The sequence below is a fragment of the Curtobacterium sp. YC1 genome (assembly GCF_016267665.1).
In the GTDB taxonomy this organism is placed as follows: Bacteria; Actinomycetota; Actinomycetes; order Actinomycetales; family Microbacteriaceae; genus Curtobacterium.
The window spans coordinates 1,077,816-1,095,017 of record NZ_CP066341.1 but is presented as its reverse complement, the minus strand read 5'-3'; the positions used below and the strand labels follow the sequence as shown (position 1 = coordinate 1,095,017).

General features: G+C 72.3%; 15 protein-coding genes. 6 read left to right on the top strand and 9 right to left on the bottom strand.

Features of this window, described 5'->3' with window-relative positions; translation table 11 throughout:
- The first annotated feature begins 97 nt into the window (after nucleotides 1–97).
- Both I8920_RS05245 and I8920_RS05240 read left to right on the top strand, forming a co-directional pair.
- A complete protein-coding gene (locus I8920_RS05245; protein ID WP_198658099.1) occupies nucleotides 98–745 on the top strand; it encodes a TetR/AcrR family transcriptional regulator in 648 nt (215 codons plus the stop codon).
- A gap of 184 nt (nucleotides 746–929) precedes the next feature.
- The gene (locus I8920_RS05240; protein ID WP_198658098.1) at nucleotides 930–1,457 is read left to right on the top strand and encodes a YbhB/YbcL family Raf kinase inhibitor-like protein; all 528 of its coding nucleotides are present in this window, start codon (nucleotides 930–932) and stop codon (nucleotides 1,455–1,457) included.
- A 171-nt stretch (nucleotides 1,458–1,628) separates the two neighbouring features.
- Here the strand turns inward: I8920_RS05240 and I8920_RS05235 are convergent, their stop codons facing one another.
- Nucleotides 1,629–3,908 carry a polyribonucleotide nucleotidyltransferase gene (locus tag I8920_RS05235; protein ID WP_198658097.1) on the bottom strand — a complete coding sequence of 760 codons (2,280 nt, stop codon included), beginning with the start codon at nucleotides 3,906–3,908 and terminating at the stop codon, nucleotides 1,629–1,631.
- Nucleotides 3,909–4,189: 281 nt separating this feature from the next.
- Between I8920_RS05235 and I8920_RS05230 the strand changes: the two genes are divergently transcribed.
- Nucleotides 4,190–5,392: a hypothetical protein gene (locus I8920_RS05230; protein ID WP_198658096.1), complete on the top strand. Its 1,203-nt coding sequence runs from the start codon at nucleotides 4,190–4,192 to the stop codon at nucleotides 5,390–5,392.
- Nucleotides 5,393–5,522: 130 nt separating this feature from the next.
- Here the strand turns inward: I8920_RS05230 and I8920_RS05225 are convergent, their stop codons facing one another.
- From I8920_RS05225 to I8920_RS05215, 3 genes are all read right to left on the bottom strand, one after another.
- A complete protein-coding gene (locus I8920_RS05225; protein WP_198658095.1) occupies nucleotides 5,523–6,140 on the bottom strand; it encodes a CE1759 family FMN reductase in 618 nt (205 codons plus the stop codon).
- Between the two features lie 143 nt (nucleotides 6,141–6,283).
- Nucleotides 6,284–6,553: a 30S ribosomal protein S15 gene (rpsO, locus tag I8920_RS05220; protein WP_070416523.1), complete on the bottom strand. Its 270-nt coding sequence runs from the start codon at nucleotides 6,551–6,553 to the stop codon at nucleotides 6,284–6,286.
- A gap of 102 nt (nucleotides 6,554–6,655) precedes the next feature.
- Nucleotides 6,656–7,102: a VanZ family protein gene (locus I8920_RS05215; RefSeq protein WP_198658094.1), complete on the bottom strand. Its 447-nt coding sequence runs from the start codon at nucleotides 7,100–7,102 to the stop codon at nucleotides 6,656–6,658.
- Nucleotides 7,103–7,281: 179 nt separating this feature from the next.
- Here I8920_RS05215 and I8920_RS05210 point away from each other — a divergent pair, with 179 nt between their 5' ends.
- Nucleotides 7,282–8,358, top strand: a complete 1,077-nt coding sequence (locus I8920_RS05210; protein ID WP_198658093.1) for a glycoside hydrolase family 6 protein — start codon at nucleotides 7,282–7,284, stop codon at nucleotides 8,356–8,358.
- Between the two features lie 88 nt (nucleotides 8,359–8,446).
- On the opposite strand, the gene I8920_RS05205 is transcribed toward I8920_RS05210, so the two are convergent.
- From I8920_RS05205 to I8920_RS05195, 3 genes are all read right to left on the bottom strand, one after another.
- Nucleotides 8,447–10,690, bottom strand: a complete 2,244-nt coding sequence (locus I8920_RS05205) for a HelD family protein (protein ID WP_198658092.1) — start codon at nucleotides 10,688–10,690, stop codon at nucleotides 8,447–8,449.
- 151 nt (nucleotides 10,691–10,841) lie between these two features.
- Nucleotides 10,842–11,678: an aldo/keto reductase gene (locus I8920_RS05200; RefSeq protein ID WP_198658091.1), complete on the bottom strand. Its 837-nt coding sequence runs from the start codon at nucleotides 11,676–11,678 to the stop codon at nucleotides 10,842–10,844.
- Nucleotides 11,678–12,049, bottom strand: coding sequence for an FKBP-type peptidyl-prolyl cis-trans isomerase (locus I8920_RS05195; protein ID WP_111084569.1), 372 nt, complete (start codon nucleotides 12,047–12,049; stop codon nucleotides 11,678–11,680). Before I8920_RS05195 ends, I8920_RS05200 begins: the two co-directional genes overlap by 1 nt.
- 69 nt (nucleotides 12,050–12,118) lie before the next feature.
- On the opposite strand from I8920_RS05195, the gene I8920_RS05190 reads away from it, so the two are divergent.
- Entirely contained in the window at nucleotides 12,119–13,438 is a 1,320-nt protein-coding gene (locus tag I8920_RS05190) for an MFS transporter (protein ID WP_198658090.1), read from the top strand.
- Nucleotides 13,439–13,601: 163 nt separating this feature from the next.
- On the top strand, nucleotides 13,602–14,693 hold the full coding sequence (locus tag I8920_RS05185; RefSeq protein ID WP_198658089.1) for a YihY/virulence factor BrkB family protein: 1,092 nt from the start codon (nucleotides 13,602–13,604) through the stop codon (nucleotides 14,691–14,693).
- Between the two features lie 67 nt (nucleotides 14,694–14,760).
- On the opposite strand, the gene I8920_RS05180 is transcribed toward I8920_RS05185, so the two are convergent.
- Together I8920_RS05180 and I8920_RS05175 are read right to left on the bottom strand one after the other, a co-directional pair.
- Nucleotides 14,761–16,245, bottom strand: a complete 1,485-nt coding sequence (locus tag I8920_RS05180) for an aspartate ammonia-lyase (protein ID WP_198658088.1) — start codon at nucleotides 16,243–16,245, stop codon at nucleotides 14,761–14,763.
- Between the two features lie 660 nt (nucleotides 16,246–16,905).
- Nucleotides 16,906–17,202 carry a hypothetical protein gene (locus tag I8920_RS05175; RefSeq protein ID WP_198658087.1) on the bottom strand — a complete coding sequence of 99 codons (297 nt, stop codon included), beginning with the start codon at nucleotides 17,200–17,202 and terminating at the stop codon, nucleotides 16,906–16,908.

Here is a 17,202-nt window from a genome sequence, read left to right as displayed (position 1 = left end):
CTAGATCCCGATCCGGCGGCTCGGGACATCAGTCCTGCGCGGCCACTCGAGTCCCCCCACTCCGGCCGCGGAGCCGATGAGTCCGAGGAGCAGCGCTGTGACGGTCGATTCCCCCCAACCGGCCGTCCAGCGTCTCCCCGGCCCGAGCACGAACCTCGCGTCGCCGGACGGGTCGAGCGTCCCCCCGACTCCCCGCTCCGGCGGCGCGAAGGTCCGTGTCCTCGAGACCGCGACGCGGCTCTTCTACGAGGAGGGCATCCACAGCGTCGGCGTCGACCGCCTGATCTCCGAGGCGAGCGTCACGAAGGCGACGTTCTACAAGCACTACGGGTCGAAGGACAACCTGATCCTGGCCTACATCCGCACGCAGCACGAACGCGTGCAGGCGCGGATGGAGCAGCTCATCGCCGCGGCCGGCGGCCCGGACCGTGCGGTCCGCGCCTGGGTCGGTGCCCTCGCCGACGACGTCAACGACCCCGCGTTCCGCGGCTGTGCGTTCCTGCACGCCGCGGCCGAGTACCACGACCCCCGCGACCCGGTCCGCCAGGTGGTCGCGACGCACCGCGACTGGTACACCGAGCGGCTCGCGACCCTGCTGCAGGAAGCCGGACACCCGCTGCCCGGCGACGGCGCCGACGAGCTCATGCTCGCGCGCGACGGTGCCATGGCCGGTGCCTACGCCGGTGACGCGATCGCCGCCACGGCCGCGTTGCACCGCGTCGTGGACCGCGTCCTCGCCGTCTGACCCCGAGCGGTCCGGGTGTGCGCCCGGCTGATCGGCCTGGCTGGTGCGCGCTCCCGCGAGTGACCGCCATCGGTCGGGAGGCCCGGGGCGGCCCGGCACCGCGCCTCCCGTCCGCCGCGTGGGGGCGTCCACGGCACGCGCACGCACCGAGCGCCACCCGAGCAGGCGGGTGTTGGCTGGGGGCATGGCAAACGACCCCAACTGGAACCTGCCCGACGTCCCCTCGTTCACCCTGACGAGCCCCGACTTCACCGACGGCGGCGAGCTGCCCACGTCCGCGCGCGGCACCGACGCCGGTGGCGAGGACCGCTCCCCCGCGCTCGAGTGGTCCGGCGCGCCCGAGGGCACGCAGAGCTTCGTCCTGACCGTGTACGACCCCGACGCACCGACCGGCTCGGGCTTCTGGCACTGGAGCCTGACGGACGTCCCGGCCTCGGCCACCTCGCTGCCCGCCGGTGCCGGCACGGACGACGCCCTGCTGCCCGCCGAGGCCCTGCGCCGCCGCAACGAGTTCGGCACGGACACGTACCTCGGTGCCGCCCCGCCCGCCGGGCACGGTGTGCACCGCTACGTCTTCACCCTGAGCGCGCTCGACGTCCCCGTGCTCGAGGCCCCGGCGGACGCCACCCCGGCCGTCGTCGGGTTCGTGCTGCGCGAGCACCTGCTCGGCCGCGCGCAGCTCACGGGCACACAGGAGACCCCGGCGGCCTGACCGGGCGCACACCCGGCGGCGCGCCGCGGTCCTTCGCGCTCAGCGACAGTCCACGCGGCACCGAGCCCGTGACGTGTCGCTGACCGCGAGAAGTCCGACGGCCCCGCAACGGCGAACGGCCGCCGCCCCGGAAGGGACGGCGGCCGTTCGTGCGTCAGGACGCGGGGAGGATCAGCCCTCGGCCGGGTCCTCGGCGTGCGCACGGACCGTCTCGGCCGTGGTGGAGTCACCCTCGGCCTCGTCGGACACGACCGGCGCGAGCGACAGCTTGCCGCGGTCGTCCACCTTGGTGACCTCGACCAGGACCTTCTGGCCGACGCCCAGGACGTCCTCGACGTTCTCCACACGCTTGCCACCGGCGAGCTTGCGGACCTCGGAGACGTGGAGCAGACCGTCGCGGCCCGGGAGCAGCGACACGAAGGCGCCGAAGGTGGCGATCTTCACGACGGTGCCGAGGAACTGGTCCCCGATCTCCGGGTTGGTCGGGTTCGCGATCGCGTTGACCTGGGCACGAGCGGCCTCGGCCGACGGACCGTCCACGGCGCCGATGTACACGGTGCCGTTGTCCTCGATCGAGATGTCGGCACCGGTCTCGTCCTGGATGCCGTTGATCGTCTTGCCCTTCGGGCCGATCAGCTCGCCGATCTTGTCGACGGGGATCTGCACCGAGATGACACGGGGAGCGGTGTCCGCCATCTCGTCGGGGGCGTCGATCGCCTCGGTCAGCACGCCGAGGATGGCCGAGCGGGCCTCCTTGGCCTGCTTCAGCGCGGCGTCGAGCACCGACGACGGGATGCCGTCGAGCTTGGTGTCGAGCTGGATCGCGGTGACGAACTCCGAGGTACCGGCGACCTTGAAGTCCATGTCGCCGAGGGCGTCCTCGGCACCGAGGATGTCGGTCAGCGCCGCGTAGCGGGTCTGGCCGTCGACGGTGTCGGAGACCAGGCCCATCGCGATGCCCGCGACCGGGGCCTTGAGCGGCACACCGGCGTTGAGGAGCGACAGGGTCGAGGCGCAGACGGAACCCATCGACGTCGAGCCGTTGGAGCCGAGGGCCTCGGACACCTGACGGATCGCGTAGGGGAACTCATCGCGCGACGGCAGCACCGGCACGAGGGCGCGCTCGGCCAGGAAGCCGTGCCCGATCTCGCGACGCTTCGGCGAACCCACGCGGCCGGTCTCACCGGTCGAGTAGGGCGGGAAGTTGTAGTGGTGCAGGTAGCGCTTCTTCGTGACGGGCGACAGCGAGTCGATCTGCTGCTCCATCTTGAGCATGTTCAGCGTGGTGACGCCGAGGATCTGCGTCTCGCCGCGCTGGAAGATCGCGGAACCATGGACGCGCGGGATCACGGCGACCTCGGCGTCGAGCGGACGGATGTCGGCGAGGCCGCGACCGTCCATGCGGACCTGCTCGGTCAGGATGCGGCCGCGGACGACCTTCTTCGTGACCGACTTGTACGCGGCGCCGACCTGCGCGTTGGCGACCTCGGGCAGCGTGCCCGCGGAGACCTGCTCGGCGATGGCGGCCTTGACGCGCGACTTCAGTGCGTCGTCGGCGTCCTGACGCTCGACCTTGCCGGCGATCTTGTAGACGTCGCCGAGCTCGGAGAGTGCGAGGGACTCCACGGCCGAGTAGACCTCGGGCGCGTACGGCGGGAAGACCGGGTAGTCCTGGATCTCCTTGGCCGACTGCGCGGCCATCTTCGCCTGTGCCTCGACGAGGACCTTGAGGAACGGCTTCGCCGCCTCGAGGCCCTGGGCGACGACGGCCTCGTCGGGCTTCGTCGCACCGCCCTGGATGAGGTCCCAGCTGTGCTCGGTGGCCTCGGCCTCGACCATCATGATCGCGACGTCCTCGTTGCCCGCCTCGTCCGTGACGACACGGCCGGCGACGGTGAGGTCGAACACGGCCTCGGCCAGCTGCGACGCCTTCGGGAACGCGACCCACTGGTCGCCGATCAGGGCGAGGCGCACACCGGCGATCGGGCCGGAGAACGGCAGACCGGAGATCTGCGTCGACGCCGACGCGGCGTTGATGGCCAGGGCGTCGTAGAACTCGTCCGGAGCGATGCTCATGACGGTGATGACGATCTGGACCTCGTTGCGGAGACCGTCGACGAACGACGGGCGCAGCGGCCGGTCGATCAGACGGCAGACCAGGATGGCCTCGGTCGACGGGCGGCCTTCGCGGCGGAAGAACGAACCGGGGATCTTGCCGGCGGCGTACGAGCGCTCCTCGACGTCGACGGTCAGCGGGAAGAAGTCGAAGCCTTCACGCGGGTGCTTGCCGGCGCTGGTGGCCGAGAGGAGCATCGTTTCCTCGTCCAGGTACGCGGCGACCGCGCCCTGGGCCTGCTGTGCGAGCCGGCCGGTCTCGAACCGGACGACGCGCTTGCCGTACTTGCCGTTGTCGATGACGGCTTCGGCGAACTTGATCTCGGGACCCTCCAAAAGGGTGCCTCCTTGATGTGTGTTCGGCAGGCCGTGGCGACGGCACTCGATGGTGCGTGCGCGCCGATCGTTCCGGACGCATGTCTGGCCAGCAGTAGAAGCACTCGGGAAACCGTTCCGGCCCGCGAGCCACCACCGATGACCAGCTCCGTGCCCGGCCTGCGCAGTGTTGTGTGTGACGTCCGGGGAATGAGTCCTCGGACACGGTGGACTTTACCAGTCCACAGGCTGTCGGCGGCGCGGCTCGCTGGACTCCTGGTGAACATCGGTAGCCTGCGGCCATGCGTTGCACCCCCTCGCGGGGCCTGCTCGTCGCGGCCGCCGTGGTCGTCGGCGCGCTCGTCGCCCCGGCCCTCACCGCCGTCCCGGCGAACGCGACCGAGTACCCGACGTGGCAGGACGTCCAGCGGGCGAAGGGCGACGAGACCGCGAAGCGGGCCGAGGTGCGGAAGGTGCAGGCCGCGCTGCAGACCGTGCAGGACCAAGCCGCCGCGTCGTCGCAGGCCGCCCTGGTGGCCTCGGCGAAGGCGGACGCGGCCGAGGCGGAGCTGGCGTCGGCCGCCCAGGCCACCACGAGCCTCCAGGCCCAGGCGCGGCACGCGAGCGAGACGGCGGACCGTGCCCAGCAGCGGGCCGGTCAGCTGGCCGCGGACCTGTACCGCGACGGCAGCACGAACCAGATGACCACGCGGATCGCGACCGCGACCGACCCCGACGAGCTGCTCTACCAGCTCGGTGCGCTCGACCAGCTGTCCGGTACCTGGTCCGGCGTGATGGACGAGGCATCCGTCGCGGCCGGGACGGCGTCGTCCCTGCACGAGCAGGCCGAGCGCGCCGAGACGGAGCGGGCGCGTCGCGCGCAGGCCGCCGAGGAGCGCTCGGCGGCGGCGAAGGCCGCGGAACAGGTCGCCGACGCCGCGGTCGAGTCGACCGAGCGGCACAGCGACGAGCTGTACGCCCAACTCGCGTCGCTGAAGGACAGCACGGCGGAGCAGCAGGCCGGGTACGAGCTCGGCCAGCGGGTCGCCGCGCAGAAGGCCGAGCAGCAGCGCAAACGGGCCGCGGCGGCCGCCGCCGAGGCAGCGGCGGCGACACCGGCGTCCGGGGGCGGCAGCACCCCGACCAGCGGTGGCTCCGGGACGACCCACCCGAGCACCGGCGGCGTGGTGGTCGACCCGGCGGCCGCGCAGGCCTACGCCCGGAGCGCGATCGGTGCGTACGGCTGGGGCGCCGACCAGTTCTCGTGCCTCGTGTCGCTGTGGACGCAGGAGTCGGGGTGGCGGGCGAACGCGCTGAACGCCTCGAGCGGCGCCTACGGCATCCCGCAGTCACTGCCGGCGGAGAAGATGTCCGCCGCCGGGGCCGACTGGCGGACGAACGCGGCCACGCAGATCGACTGGGGCCTCGCGTACATCAAGAGCGCCTACGGGTCACCCTGCGGGGCGTGGGGTCACGAGATGAGCGTCGACCCGCACTGGTACTGACCCCGGGTCGGCGCGCGCAGACGCCGTCGTCTCGCCGAGGCACCTCGGAGCTCGTGGGACGCCGCCACGTCCGGCGGCGTCCCACGATGACGACGGCGTCTTCCGGCGAGCGGGTCGGCGACCCCCGGGCTCAGTGGCCGAGGCCGCCGAGCAGGCTCGCGAAGTCCGGGGTCGCGGGGAGCGCGTCGGCCTGCTGCGGCGTCCGCCGGGAGGCCCGGACCGCCCAGGCCAGGTCGGCTCCGGCCCGGCGGATGCGACCGTCCAGGGCGGCCGAGTCACCGTCGCTCCCCCAGTCGTCGGTCGCGGCGAACACCCCGGTCGGCACGACGGCCGCGCGCAGGTAGGCGAAGACCGGACGCAGTGCGTGGTCGATCGCCAGCGAGTGCCGCGACGTGCCGCCCGTCGCACCGAGCAGCACGGGCACGTCGCTCATCGAGTCCTTGTCGAGCACGTCCAGGAACGACTTCGCCAGGCCGCTGACGCCGGCGGTGAAGATCGGCGTGACGAACACGACGGCGTCGGCCTCGACCACGGTGGCCATCGCGGCGGACAGCGCCGGGGCCGCGAAGCCGGTGAGCATCGCGTCGGTGATCTCGTGCGCGATCGGTCGGAGCTCGACGTGCTCGACGTGTGCGGCGGTCCCCTCGGCGACGAGCGCTGCCACGGCCGCCTCACCCAGGCGGTCGGCGAGCAGGCGGGTGGAGCTGGGCTCGGAGAGTCCGGCGGAGACGACGGCGATGGTGGTCATGATAGGTCCCGACTTTCGATGCGTTTGCATGAACATAGCATGCAACTGGCCGGGCGCCGCGAGCATTCCCGCGCCGGGGACGAGGAACGCCCCGGTCCTCACGAGGAGGACCGGGGCGTTCGGTCAAGCGGGTGTCCGGTCGACTAGCGACGCAGGCCGAGGCGCTCGATGAGCGCACGGTAGCGGGCGATGTCGACGTCGGAGAGGTAACCGAGGAGACGGCGACGCTGACCGACCATGAGCAGCAGACCACGACGCGAGTGGTGGTCGTGCTTGTGCTCCTTGAGGTGCTCGTTCAGGTCGTTGATACGACGCGTCAGAACGGCGACCTGGACCTCGGGGGAACCGGTGTCGCCCGGGTGGGTCGCGTACTCTTCGATGATCTCCTGCTTGACCTTCGCATCAAGTGCCATGCGTCGATCCCCTTTCAGTCCGTTGCGCGGTGCCCGTACCTGATGCACGAGCGCTCTTTGTCCGCGGCCGTTCGACGGCAACCGCGCAAGACTACCAGACTCCTAGGCGGTCCTGGGGCGCAGGCGGCGCCGACGCGGGGCCGGCAACAGGCTCCGCACGAGCCCGACGAGCGTCGCGCCGAGCAGGCCGCCGAGGCCGTTCGACAGCACGTCACGCGGGTCCGCGACCCGGTAGGGCAGGTAGACGGCCTGGGCGACCTCGATCCCCGTCGACAGGGCGACGGCGACCAGGGCGCCGAGGATCCACCAGCGGCGGGGCAGCCACAGCGCGGCGAGCATGCCGACCGGCACGAACATCGCGATGTTGGCGAGGAACTCGGTGCGCTCGTACGTGAACCAGGTGCCGTGCGGCAGCTGCTGCACCCAGGCGATCGCGTGCAGCACGAGGGAGTTCTGGGCCGAGGTGAACACCTGCGGGGTCAGCGTCATCCGCCAGATCACCCAGGCGTACGCCGCGGTCACGGCGAGGAGGAGGAGTCGACGGAACATCCCGACAGTCTGGGGCACGGTCCTGCACGACCGCTGGAGCACTGCTGGCAGGTGCCGGCGGCCGACACCGACGGCGGTCACCCCTGGTCAGGACTCCCCCGCACCTGCCAGCATGGACCCGGGCACACCACCGGTGCCCGCACCGCCCACCAGCGGGTCGGACCAGGAGGGACCGCCGGATGCCGGAGCACGCGGGACCCCGCAGACCACGCCCCGACCGCACGAGCGGGCTGCGGCAGTGGGCGTGGATCGGCGCGACGGCCGTCGTCGTGGCCGCGGTCGTCACCACGCTCGTGGTCGTCGGCCCGTGGGGTGCGGACCGGCCCGACGGCTCCGGGACCCCGAGTGGTCGGACGGTCGCGGAACGCAAGACCGCCGCCGAAGCGTTCCCCGGCGGGCTCGCCCGTCAGCCCTCCGCCCAGAACCAGCCGGGCATCCGCGAGCGGGCCGCACGGGCGGACGGACGCCGGGACACCGCGGAGCAGATCGCCCGCATCGCCGACCAGCCGATCGCCACCTGGCTGACGGACACCTCGCACGCCGAGACCCGCGACACGATCCGCTCCGTCGTCGCCGCGGCCGAGCGGGACGACGCGACCCCGGTGTTCGTGCTCTACAACGTGCCGGACCGCGACTGCGGCAACTACTCGCGGGGCGGCACCGAGGACGACGCCTACCTGCCGTGGGTCCGCTCCGCCGTCCGGGCGATGGCGGGGTCGCACGCCGTGGTGCTCGTCGAGCCCGACGCGATCGCCCAGATCGAGCGCTGCGACCGGCTGCGGGACGGTCGGCTGCCCCTGCTGCGGAAGGCCGTCGACGCGCTGACGGGCCACGGACTGACGGTGTACCTGGACGGTGGGAACGAGAACCGGGTGCCGGTGGCGACCATGGCCGACCGGTTGCGCCAGGCGGGCGTCGACGAGGTGCAGGGCTTCTTCACGAACGTCTCGAACTTCTACCGCGTCGACCAGGAGCGCGCGTACGCCGACGAGCTCGCGGACGCCATCGGCGGCGACCCGCACTTCGTGATCGACGTGTCCCGCAACGGGCAGGGCTGGCGCGGCACCTGGTGCAACCCCGAGGGTGCCGGGCTCGGGCAGGACCCGCGCGTCACGGGCGGGACGACCCGGATGGACGCCCTGCTCTGGGTCAAGACACCCGGGCTGAGCGACGGCACGTGCAACGGCGGTCCGGCCGCCGGCCAGTGGTGGGAGTCCTACGCCCTGGCCCTGGTCGAGCGTCGCGCGCGCGACTGACACCGGACGGGAGGCGCGGGGCGGGCCCGCACCGCGCCTCCCGTCCGCCCCGTGCGGACGTGACGAGCGGCGCCGGGCGCGACCCCGCTCAGGCCACGTCGATGACCGTCAGGCGGCGCGTCGGACGGGTCATCGCGACGTAGACCGCGGCGGCAGGTCGGGCGGCATCCGCACCGACGCCGTCGGGGTCGACGAGCAGCACGCCGTCGAACTCGAGCCCCTTGGCGTCCGCACCGGTGAGCACCGTGAGCGACCCGGCCTGCGGCGACGCCAGCCCGCGGACGTCGGCCTCGGTGCGGGCGAGCCGCCGGCGCACGGCGTCGACGTCCGACTCGGGGACGATCACACCGATCGTCCCGGCGCCGATCCGTGCGCGTTCGGCGTCGGCCACGCGCGCGACGGTGTCGAGCAGGTCGGCGCGGGACACCCGGACGCGTTCGACGGGGTCGCCGTCACGAACGGCCTCGTTGCGGGTGACCGTCAGTCCGGCGGCGTCGGCGTACTCCCCCGCGGCGAGCACGATGGAGCGCGGCGTGCGGTAGTTGACGGTGAGCTGCTCGATGCGGTGGTCGAGCGGGACCTGGGGTGCGCGACCCCGCCGGCGACGGGCCAGTGCCCCGAGCACGTCGTCCCAGGTGCGGGCGGCACCGGGCGAGGAGCCCTGCGCCATGTCGCCGACGATCGTGAAGGACCGCAGCGGGTTCCGTCGCGCGAGCACGCGCCACTGCATCGGCGAGAGCTCCTGGGCCTCGTCCACCACGATGTGGCCGTAGGTCCACTCGCGGTCGTCGGCGGCACGCTCCGCGGTCGAGCGGGGGTCGCCGCCCTCGGCGAACGAGCCGGCGACCTGTTCGGCACTGACGATGCCCTCGACGCCCATGTTCTCGATGGCCTGGCGGGCGTTCTCGATGTCGCGGTTGCGGCTGGCCTTGGCCGCGCGCTTGGCGGCACCGCCGGTCGGGTCGAACGGGCCGAGCAGTTCGGCGGCCTCGTCGAGCAGCGGGACGTCCTCGACGGTCCACCCGGCACCGCGCGCACGGTGCAGCAGTGCGCGGCGCTCCGGGGTCCAGTCGGGGGTCAGCGATGCGAGCCAGTTCGGCCGGGCGTAGAGGTCCTCGAGGAACTTCTCCGGCGGCAACGGCAGCCAGGCCGTGTTGAGCAGGACCCGGGCGTCGTACGAGCTGCGGATGTCCTCGCGCAGGACCTTCTCGTCGGCCTCGTCCACCGTGGTGCCGCGCTCCCGCAGCTGGTCGGCGAGCAGGCGGGTCATCGCGTCGAGGGCGATCTTGTTGAACGTGACGCGGGCGACGTTGTGCGGCTTGCCGCGGTCCTGCGCCCGCTTCATGGCGTCGGCGACGAGCTGCGGCGGGACCACGAGCCGCTCGCCCTCGACGTCGAGCGTCACGGACTCGGTGGGCACGACCTGCCGCGAGCGCACGGCCCGGCGCAGGAGCGACGCGGTCTGCGCCGCGCCCTTCACGGCGGCGACGTCACGAGAGTCGTGGGTCGTGGCGTGCACGCCCGGGTACAGCGACCCGAGCGAGGCCATCACGACACCGGTCTCGCCGAGCGACGGCAGCACCTGCTCGATGTACGTCAGGAACGCCGACGACGGGCCGACCATGAGCACGCCGGAGCCCCGGAGCCGCTCGCGGTACGAGTACAGCAGGTAGGCGGCGCGGTGCAGTGCGACGGCGGTCTTGCCGGTGCCGGGGCCGCCCTGCACGATGAGCACGCCCTCGAGCGGGGACCGGATGATGCGGTCCTGCTCGCCCTGGATCGTCGCGACGATGTCGGTCATCCGACCGGTGCGCTCGGCGGTCACGGCGGCGAGCAGCGCTCCCTCGCCCTGCAGGTGGGTGCGTTCGTCGTCGTACAGCGAGGCGTCGAACACCTCGTCCTCGACGCCGACGACCGTGCGGCCCTGCAGCGACAGGTGCCGACGAGCCCGCATGCCCATCGGGTGGGCGGCGGTGGCCTGGTAGAACGCGCTGGCACCGGGCACTCGCCAGTCGAGCAGCAGCGGCCGGTGCTCCGCGTCGCGCAGCCCCACGCGGCCGATGTAGCGGAAGGCGTCGTCCGGGGTCTCGGGCTCGGCCACCTCGAGTCGACCGAACACCAGACGGTCACCGACGCGCTCGAGTGTGGCGACGGTGTCCTCGTAGAGCCGCGCGTAGGCGTCGCGCTCGCTGCGGCTCTGGTGGTTGCCACCGACCGTCTGGCGACGGGTCTCGGCGAGGCGCTGTCCGGCTTCGGCGGTCAGCTCGTCGAGACGACGGAACAGGCCGTCGACGTAGCCGCGTTCACGGTCGATCTCGGTCGGTTCGGACACACACAACCCTTCGGGAAAGAGGGGTGTCCAGTGTAGTCCCGCAGGGCGGACAGATCGGACCGGGTCGACCGCGGGCGACGTCCGCCGACACGCGACGGGAGGCGCGGTGCCAGCTGGCACCGCGCCTCCCGTCCGTCAGACGCGTCAGCGTCTACATCTCTTCGTGCGTGTCCGGGTCGCCGTCCCACAGACGACCGCGCTCCAGCGCGGAGATCGCCTGCACCTCGTCGTCGGTCAGCTCGAAGCCGAAGACGTCGAGGTTCTCCTTCTGGCGGGCGGCGTCGCCCGACTTCGGCACCGGCACGGCACCGAGCTGGACGTGCCAGCGCAGCACGACCTGGCCGGGCGCCACACCGTGCGCGGCAGCGGCGTCGACGATCGGCTGTTCGGTGAGCAGTTCCGACCGCTTCGCGAGCGGACTCCAGCTCTCGGTCACGATGCCGAGCTCCTGGTGCACCTTCCGCAGTTCCGCCTGGGGGAAGTACGGGTGCAGCTCGACCTGGTTCACGGCCGGTGCGACCCCGGTGGCGTCGACGATGCGGCGCAGGTGCTCGGGCGTGAAGTTCGAGACGCCGATCGAGCGGACCTTGCCGCTGTCGCGCAGGTCGACGAAGGCCTTCCAGGTGTCGACGAACTTGTCCACCGACGGGTTCGGCCAGTGGATGAGGTACAGGTCGACGGAGTCGAGGCCCAGGTTGCCCAGGGTCTCGTCGATCGACCGGTGCGCCTCGTCGTAGCCGTGGTGCCGACCGGGCAGCTTCGACGTGACGACGAGGTCCTCGCGTGCCACCTCGGACTCCCGCACGGCCCGGCCGACGGCGTCCTCGTTGCCGTAGTTGAGCGCGGTGTCGAGCAGGCGGTACCCGCTCGCGATCGCGGTGCCGACGGCCGCGGCGCCCTCGTCGCCGTTCAGGCCGTACGTGCCGAGGCCGAGCTCCGGGAACCGGTGCCCGTCGTTCAGCTCGATGGTCGGGGCGCCGACCTGCATCAGCGGACCCCGAGCAGGTCGATGACGAAGATCAGGGTCTTGCCGGACAGGAAGTGGCCGCCGCCGGCGGGGCCGTAGGCGAGCTCCGGCGGGACGACGAGCTTGCGGCGTCCGCCGACCTTCATGCCGGGGATGCCCTCCTGCCAGCCGCGCACGAGCGCCGCGAGCGGGAAGTCGATGGGCTCGCCGCGGTTCCACGAGCTGTCGAACTCCTCGCCGGTCTCGTACTCGACGCCGGCGTAGTGGACCTTCACGGTGGAGCCGGCGCTCGCCACGTCGCCGTCGCCCTCGACGATGTCGGTGATGACGAGGTCGGTGGGGGCGGGGCCCTCGGGAGCGTCGAACTCGGGCTTGCTGTTGAGGTCAGTCATGCCGATCAGTCAACCAGAGGCCGGTCAGGGCACACGCAACGACCGTCCAGCCCGCAGAATGGTTCCACCGTGACACCACCGACTCCCGCACCGCCGCGCCGCCGCCTGCTCGCCGACCTCACCCCGCTCCGTCGCTCCCCCGCCTTCGCCCGGCTCTGGGCCGGCACGGCGATCGCCGGCATCGGGACCCAGATGACCACCGTCGCCGTCGGGCTCGAGGTGTACGAGATCACCCGCTCGACCTTCGCCGTCGCGCTCGTCGGGGTCATCGCGCTCCTGCCGATGATCGTCGCGGGGCTGTACGGCGGGATGCTCGCCGACGCCTTCGACCGACGGCTGGTCGCGTTGGTCTCGTCGATCGTCGCCTGGGTCGCGGTCGCCCTGATCGCCACGCACGCCTGGCTCGACCTGCACAGCGTGCTGCTGCTCTACGTGCTCGCCACCGTGAACGCCGTGGCCGCGACCGTCAGCAACGCGTCCCGCTCGGCGATCGTGCCGCGGCTGGTCGGCACCGACCTGCTCCCCGCGGCGAGCGCCCTGGGCGGGATCGCGTCAGGGTTCCAGGTCACCGTGGGCCCGGCGATCGCGGGCGTGCTCATCGCGAGCGTCGGCTTCGCACCGACCTACACGATCGACGTCGTGCTGTTCACGTTCGCGTTCCTCGGGGTGTTCACGCTGCCGAGGATGGCCGCCGACCGCGACGCGCTCCGACCGGGGCTCGGCTCCCTGATCGAGGGCGCGCGGTTCCTCCGGCGCTCCCGCAACATCACGATGACGTTCGTGCTCGACATCGTCGCGATGACGTTCGGACAGCCGCGCGTGCTGTTCCCGGCGATCGGCGCGCTCGTGATCGGCGGCGGGTCGATCACCGTCGGCACGCTGACCGCCGCGTACGCCATCGGAGCACTGCTGTCGAGCGTGTTCTCCGGCCCGCTCGGCCACGTGCGGCGCCAGGGCGAGGCCGTCGGGTGGGCGATCACGGCGTACGGCGGGGCCATCGCGGCGTTCGGCGTCGTCATCGCGCTGGCGCACGTGCTCGGTGGGCGCTCGGGTGAGGCGTTCGGCGTCGAGATCCTGCCGGCACTCGGACTCGCGGCGCTGTTCCTGGCGATGGCCGGCGGTGCCGACAACGTCAGCTCGGTGTTCCGGAACACGATCCTGCAGGCGGCGTCGCCCGACGGCATGCGCGGCCGGCTGCAGGGCATCTTCATCGTCGTCGTCACGGGTGGCCCGCGCCTCGGCGACCTGTACGCCGGCCTGGTCGTCGCGGCCGGCATCGCGTACCCGCCGGTCATCGGCGGGGTGCTCATCATCGGCCTCGTCGCGCTGCTCCTCCGCATGGTCCCCTCGTTCCGCCGCTACGACGCCCTGCACCCCCACGCGAACTGACGGCGGCCCGACCCGACCCGCTGCCGGGTCGCGGCAGCGGGTCGTGGACGCGACGACGAGGCGGACGGGAGGCGCGGGGCGGCGCCGCCACGGGCCTCCAGGCCGGCATTGCGGTCACCGCCGCGGCACGGGGCGCCGTCACCGGTCGGGTACCGTACGACACATGCCGGACAGCGCCCCGCGCGACCTCCAGCGGACCGGAGTCCGCGCCGTCGTCCGGCGCACCTACCACTCCGTCATCCGGCACCGCGTCGTCGACGCGGCCGCCTCGCTGACCTTCTTCGCGCTGCTGACGGTGTTCCCGAGCGCGCTCGCCGTGGTGTCGGCCCTGTCGATCGTCGACCGGCAGGGCGACAGCCTGACGGACATCGTCCAGGTCCTGGGCTTCATCGTGCGGCCGGAGACCGCCGAGCACCTCGAGGGGCCGCTGCGGCAGCTCCTCACCCTCGACAACCCGTGGCTCGGGTTCTCGATCGGCGTCGCCCTGACCCTGTGGTCGCTGTCCGGGTACGCGACCGCGTTCGGCCGGGCGATGAACACCGCCTACGAGGTCGAGGAGGGTCGGCGCATCTGGAAGTTCCGCAGCATGATGCTCCTGGTCACCCTGCTCGTCATGGTCGGCGGGGCCGTCGCGATCGTGATCCTGCTCGGGACGCCCACGATCTCCGAGGCCGTGATCCGGCAGCTCGGCTGGGCGCCGTGGATCGACGACGTGTGGAACGTGGCGAAGTGGCCGGTGCTCGCCGTCGACCTGGTCGTCATGGTGGCGGTGCTCTACTACGCCACCCCGAACGTCAAGACGCCACAGCTGCGGTGGGTCTCGGCCGGGGCCGGGTTCGCCATCGTGACCTGGGCGATCGCCACCATGGGGTTCGCGCTCTACGTCGAGACGCTGGGCGGCGGGAACCGCGCGTACGGGTGGCTCGGTGGCGCGATCCTGCTGCTCGTCTACCTGTACATCTCGAACTTCGTGCTCGTCGTCGGCGGTGAGCTCGACTCCGAGGTGATCCGGATGCGGCAGCTGCTCGCCGGCATCGAGGCCGACGAGTCGATCCGGCTGCCCCTGCGGGACGTCACCCGCAACTTCGTCCTGGCCCGGTGGCGGGACGCCGACATCGCGGCCGCGCAGCACGTGCGAGTGGCGGCGGTGCGGGCGGCCGAGGCGGACGGTGCCGAGTCGACACCTGCGGAGGAGCACCTGCGGGCGATGGCGCAGCAGGTCCGGGTCGGCGAGCCGCCGATGCCGGGGCGCTGAGGCGCGGCGCGTTCGCGTCGCGCGTTAGCCTTGCGCTTGCGCTTGCGCTTGCGCTTGCGCTTGCGCTTCAGCGCCTGCGCGCTTCGGCGTCGAGCATCTCCTCGGTCACGATCGGGATGGCTCCGGTCGCCAGCTCGATGCCCGACAGCCGTGCCGGGCTCAGCACCCGTGCGACCTGGTCCTCGTCCATCAGCCCGGCCGCCACGACGAGCGTGGAGATCGGCGTCGAGGTGGTCAGCGCCGTGTGCGCGATCGACGCCGCCGCCGCGTACCCGATGTAGGGCGTCAGAGCCGTGACGACCCCGACGTTCGTGTCGACCTGGGCGGCGAGCTTCGCCTCGTTCGCCTCGATGCCGACCACGCAGTGCTCACGCAGGGTCGCGCACCCGCGGGACATCCACTGCAGCGACTGCAGGATCGAGTGCGCGATGATCGGCTCGAAGGCGTTGAGCTGCAGCTGCCCGCTCTCGGCCGCCATCGTCACCGTCGTGTCGGCACCGGCCACCGCGTAGGCGACCTGGTTGACGACCTCGGGGATCACCGGGTTCACCTTGCCGGGCATGATCGACGACCCGGCCTGGCGAGCGGGCAGCGTGATCTCACCGAGGCCCGCCTGCGGCCCGGACGCCAGCAGCCGCAGGTCGTTGCAGATCTTCGAGAGCTTCGCGGCGCTGCGCTTGACCGTGCCGGACAGGGTCATGAACGCCCCGGCGTCACTCGTCGCCTCGATCAGGTCGGGTGCGGTGACGACGTCGATGCCGCTGGCTTCCTGCAGCTGCCGGCGCACCTCGTCGCGGTACAGCGGGTCGGCGGTGATGCCGGTCCCGATCGCCGTGGCGCCGAGGTTCATCTCGGCCAGCAGGGGCATCACCTTGCGGAGCAGGTCAGCGTCCTCCTGGATCGTGTGCGAGAACCCGGTGAACTCCTGCCCGAGGGTCATCGGCACGGCGTCCTGCAACTGCGTCCGCCCGACCTTCAGCACGTCGGCGAAGGCCCGGCCGCGCTCGGCGAACGCGGCGGAGAGCTGTTCGAGCTGCTCGATCAGCCGGCGGACGCCGAAGATCATCGCGATCTTGATGCTCGTCGGGTACGTGTCGTTCGTCGACTGGCTGCGGTTCACGTGGTCGATCGGGTGCAGGTACGCGTAGTCACCCCGCTCGCGCCCGAGGAGCTCGAGTGCCCGGTTCGCGAGCACCTCGTTCGTGTTCATGTTCGTGCTCGTCCCGGCGCCGCCCTGCACGACGTCGACGACGAACTGCTCGCGGAGGGCACCGTCCCGGACCTCCTGGGCCGCGCGGTCGATCGCGTCGGCGCGCTCGTCGTCCAGGACGCCGATGGCCCGGTTCGCCCGGGCAGCCGCCTGCTTCACCGTGACGAGCGCCTCGATGAGGTCCGGGTACACGGCGATCGGCACTGAGGTGATCGGGAAGTTCTCCAGCGCCCGCAGCGTGTTGATGCCCCAGTACGCGTCGTTCGGGACCTCCCGTGATCCCAGCGAGTCGCTCTCGGTCCGCGTCGTCGTCGTCACAGGTGCCTCCTCGTTGCCGGTCACACGTCGAGGGTAGTCCCGTCCGTCTGGCCGGTCCGGACCGCGCGCGGGCGGGGACGCACCGAGTGAGGCCGGTCCGCAGACGCGAGCGGGCGAAAAGGACGGGCGGGCGCGGCGGGAACGCGCGCATCCCGCCCGCTCGCGGCGGGACGGGGCGGGGCGGGGCGACCGGACAGGAGGCGCGGTGCCAGCCCGCCACGGGCCTCCCGACCTCCCCGAGGCCGCGCAGGAACGCAACGAGTGAGCAGAAGATGTCGGGTCAGCGCGCGCGACTCGACATCTTCTGCTCACTGAGTGCGAGCGGGCGAAATGTTCGGGCGGGCACGGCGCGAACGCGCGCAATACGCCCGCTCGCGGCGGGCGAGCGGACAGGAGGCGCGGCGCCAAGCCGCTACGGGCCTCCCGTTCGCCCCGCGGCCGCGCGAGCGTGCATCGAGTGAGCAGAAGATGTCGAGTCAGGGCACGCGACCCGACATCTTCTGCTCACGAAGCGCGAGCGGGCGGAAAGGGCAGGCGGGCGCAGCGCGAACGCGCCCATTCCGCCCGTTCGACCGCCGCGCGGCACCGCAGCGCACCGAGTGAGCAGAAGATGTCGGGTCAGCGCATGCGACCCGACGTCTTCTGCTCACCGAGCGCTGCGACGAGACGCGGGGCGCAGGCGCGTCAGTGGAACTGCGGGACGATCAGGTAGATGCCGTAGAGCACGGCGGCGCCGCAGACGACGAAGCAGGCCACGGCGGCGGCGCGGAGTGCTCGGGTCGCCGTGGAGGCGCCGGCGGGGTTCGGGAAGCCCGCGGTGGCCGGGCCGATCGTGCCGTCGTCCTTCACGGTGAACTTGCCGGCGCGGGTGTCGGCAGCGCTCCACAGCCGGAGGCCGACCGAGTACACGGCGACGACGAAGCACGACGAGACCACGGCGACGACCGCGACGGTGAGGAAGGCGAGCCAGTCGATGTCCAT

Bases quoted from the DNA above. Each gene is read 5' to 3' on its own strand.
- I8920_RS05195 (WP_111084569.1), bottom strand. From the start codon at position 12,049: ATGACTGACCTCAACAGCAAGCCCGAGTTCGACGCTCCCGAGGGCCCC.
- I8920_RS05175 (WP_198658087.1), bottom strand. From the start codon at position 17,202: ATGGACATCGACTGGCTCGCCTTCCTCACCGTCGCGGTCGTCGCCGTG.
- rpsO (WP_070416523.1), bottom strand. From the start codon at position 6,553: ATGGCACTTGATGCGAAGGTCAAGCAGGAGATCATCGAAGAGTACGCG.
- I8920_RS05230 (WP_198658096.1), top strand. From the start codon at position 4,190: ATGCGTTGCACCCCCTCGCGGGGCCTGCTCGTCGCGGCCGCCGTGGTC.
- I8920_RS05210 (WP_198658093.1), top strand. From the start codon at position 7,282: ATGCCGGAGCACGCGGGACCCCGCAGACCACGCCCCGACCGCACGAGC.
- I8920_RS05215 (WP_198658094.1), bottom strand. From the start codon at position 7,102: ATGTTCCGTCGACTCCTCCTCCTCGCCGTGACCGCGGCGTACGCCTGG.
- I8920_RS05200 (WP_198658091.1), bottom strand. From the start codon at position 11,678: ATGCAGGTCGGCGCCCCGACCATCGAGCTGAACGACGGGCACCGGTTC.
- I8920_RS05240 (WP_198658098.1), top strand. From the start codon at position 930: ATGGCAAACGACCCCAACTGGAACCTGCCCGACGTCCCCTCGTTCACC.
- I8920_RS05225 (WP_198658095.1), bottom strand. From the start codon at position 6,140: ATGACCACCATCGCCGTCGTCTCCGCCGGACTCTCCGAGCCCAGCTCC.
- I8920_RS05185 (WP_198658089.1), top strand. From the start codon at position 13,602: ATGCCGGACAGCGCCCCGCGCGACCTCCAGCGGACCGGAGTCCGCGCC.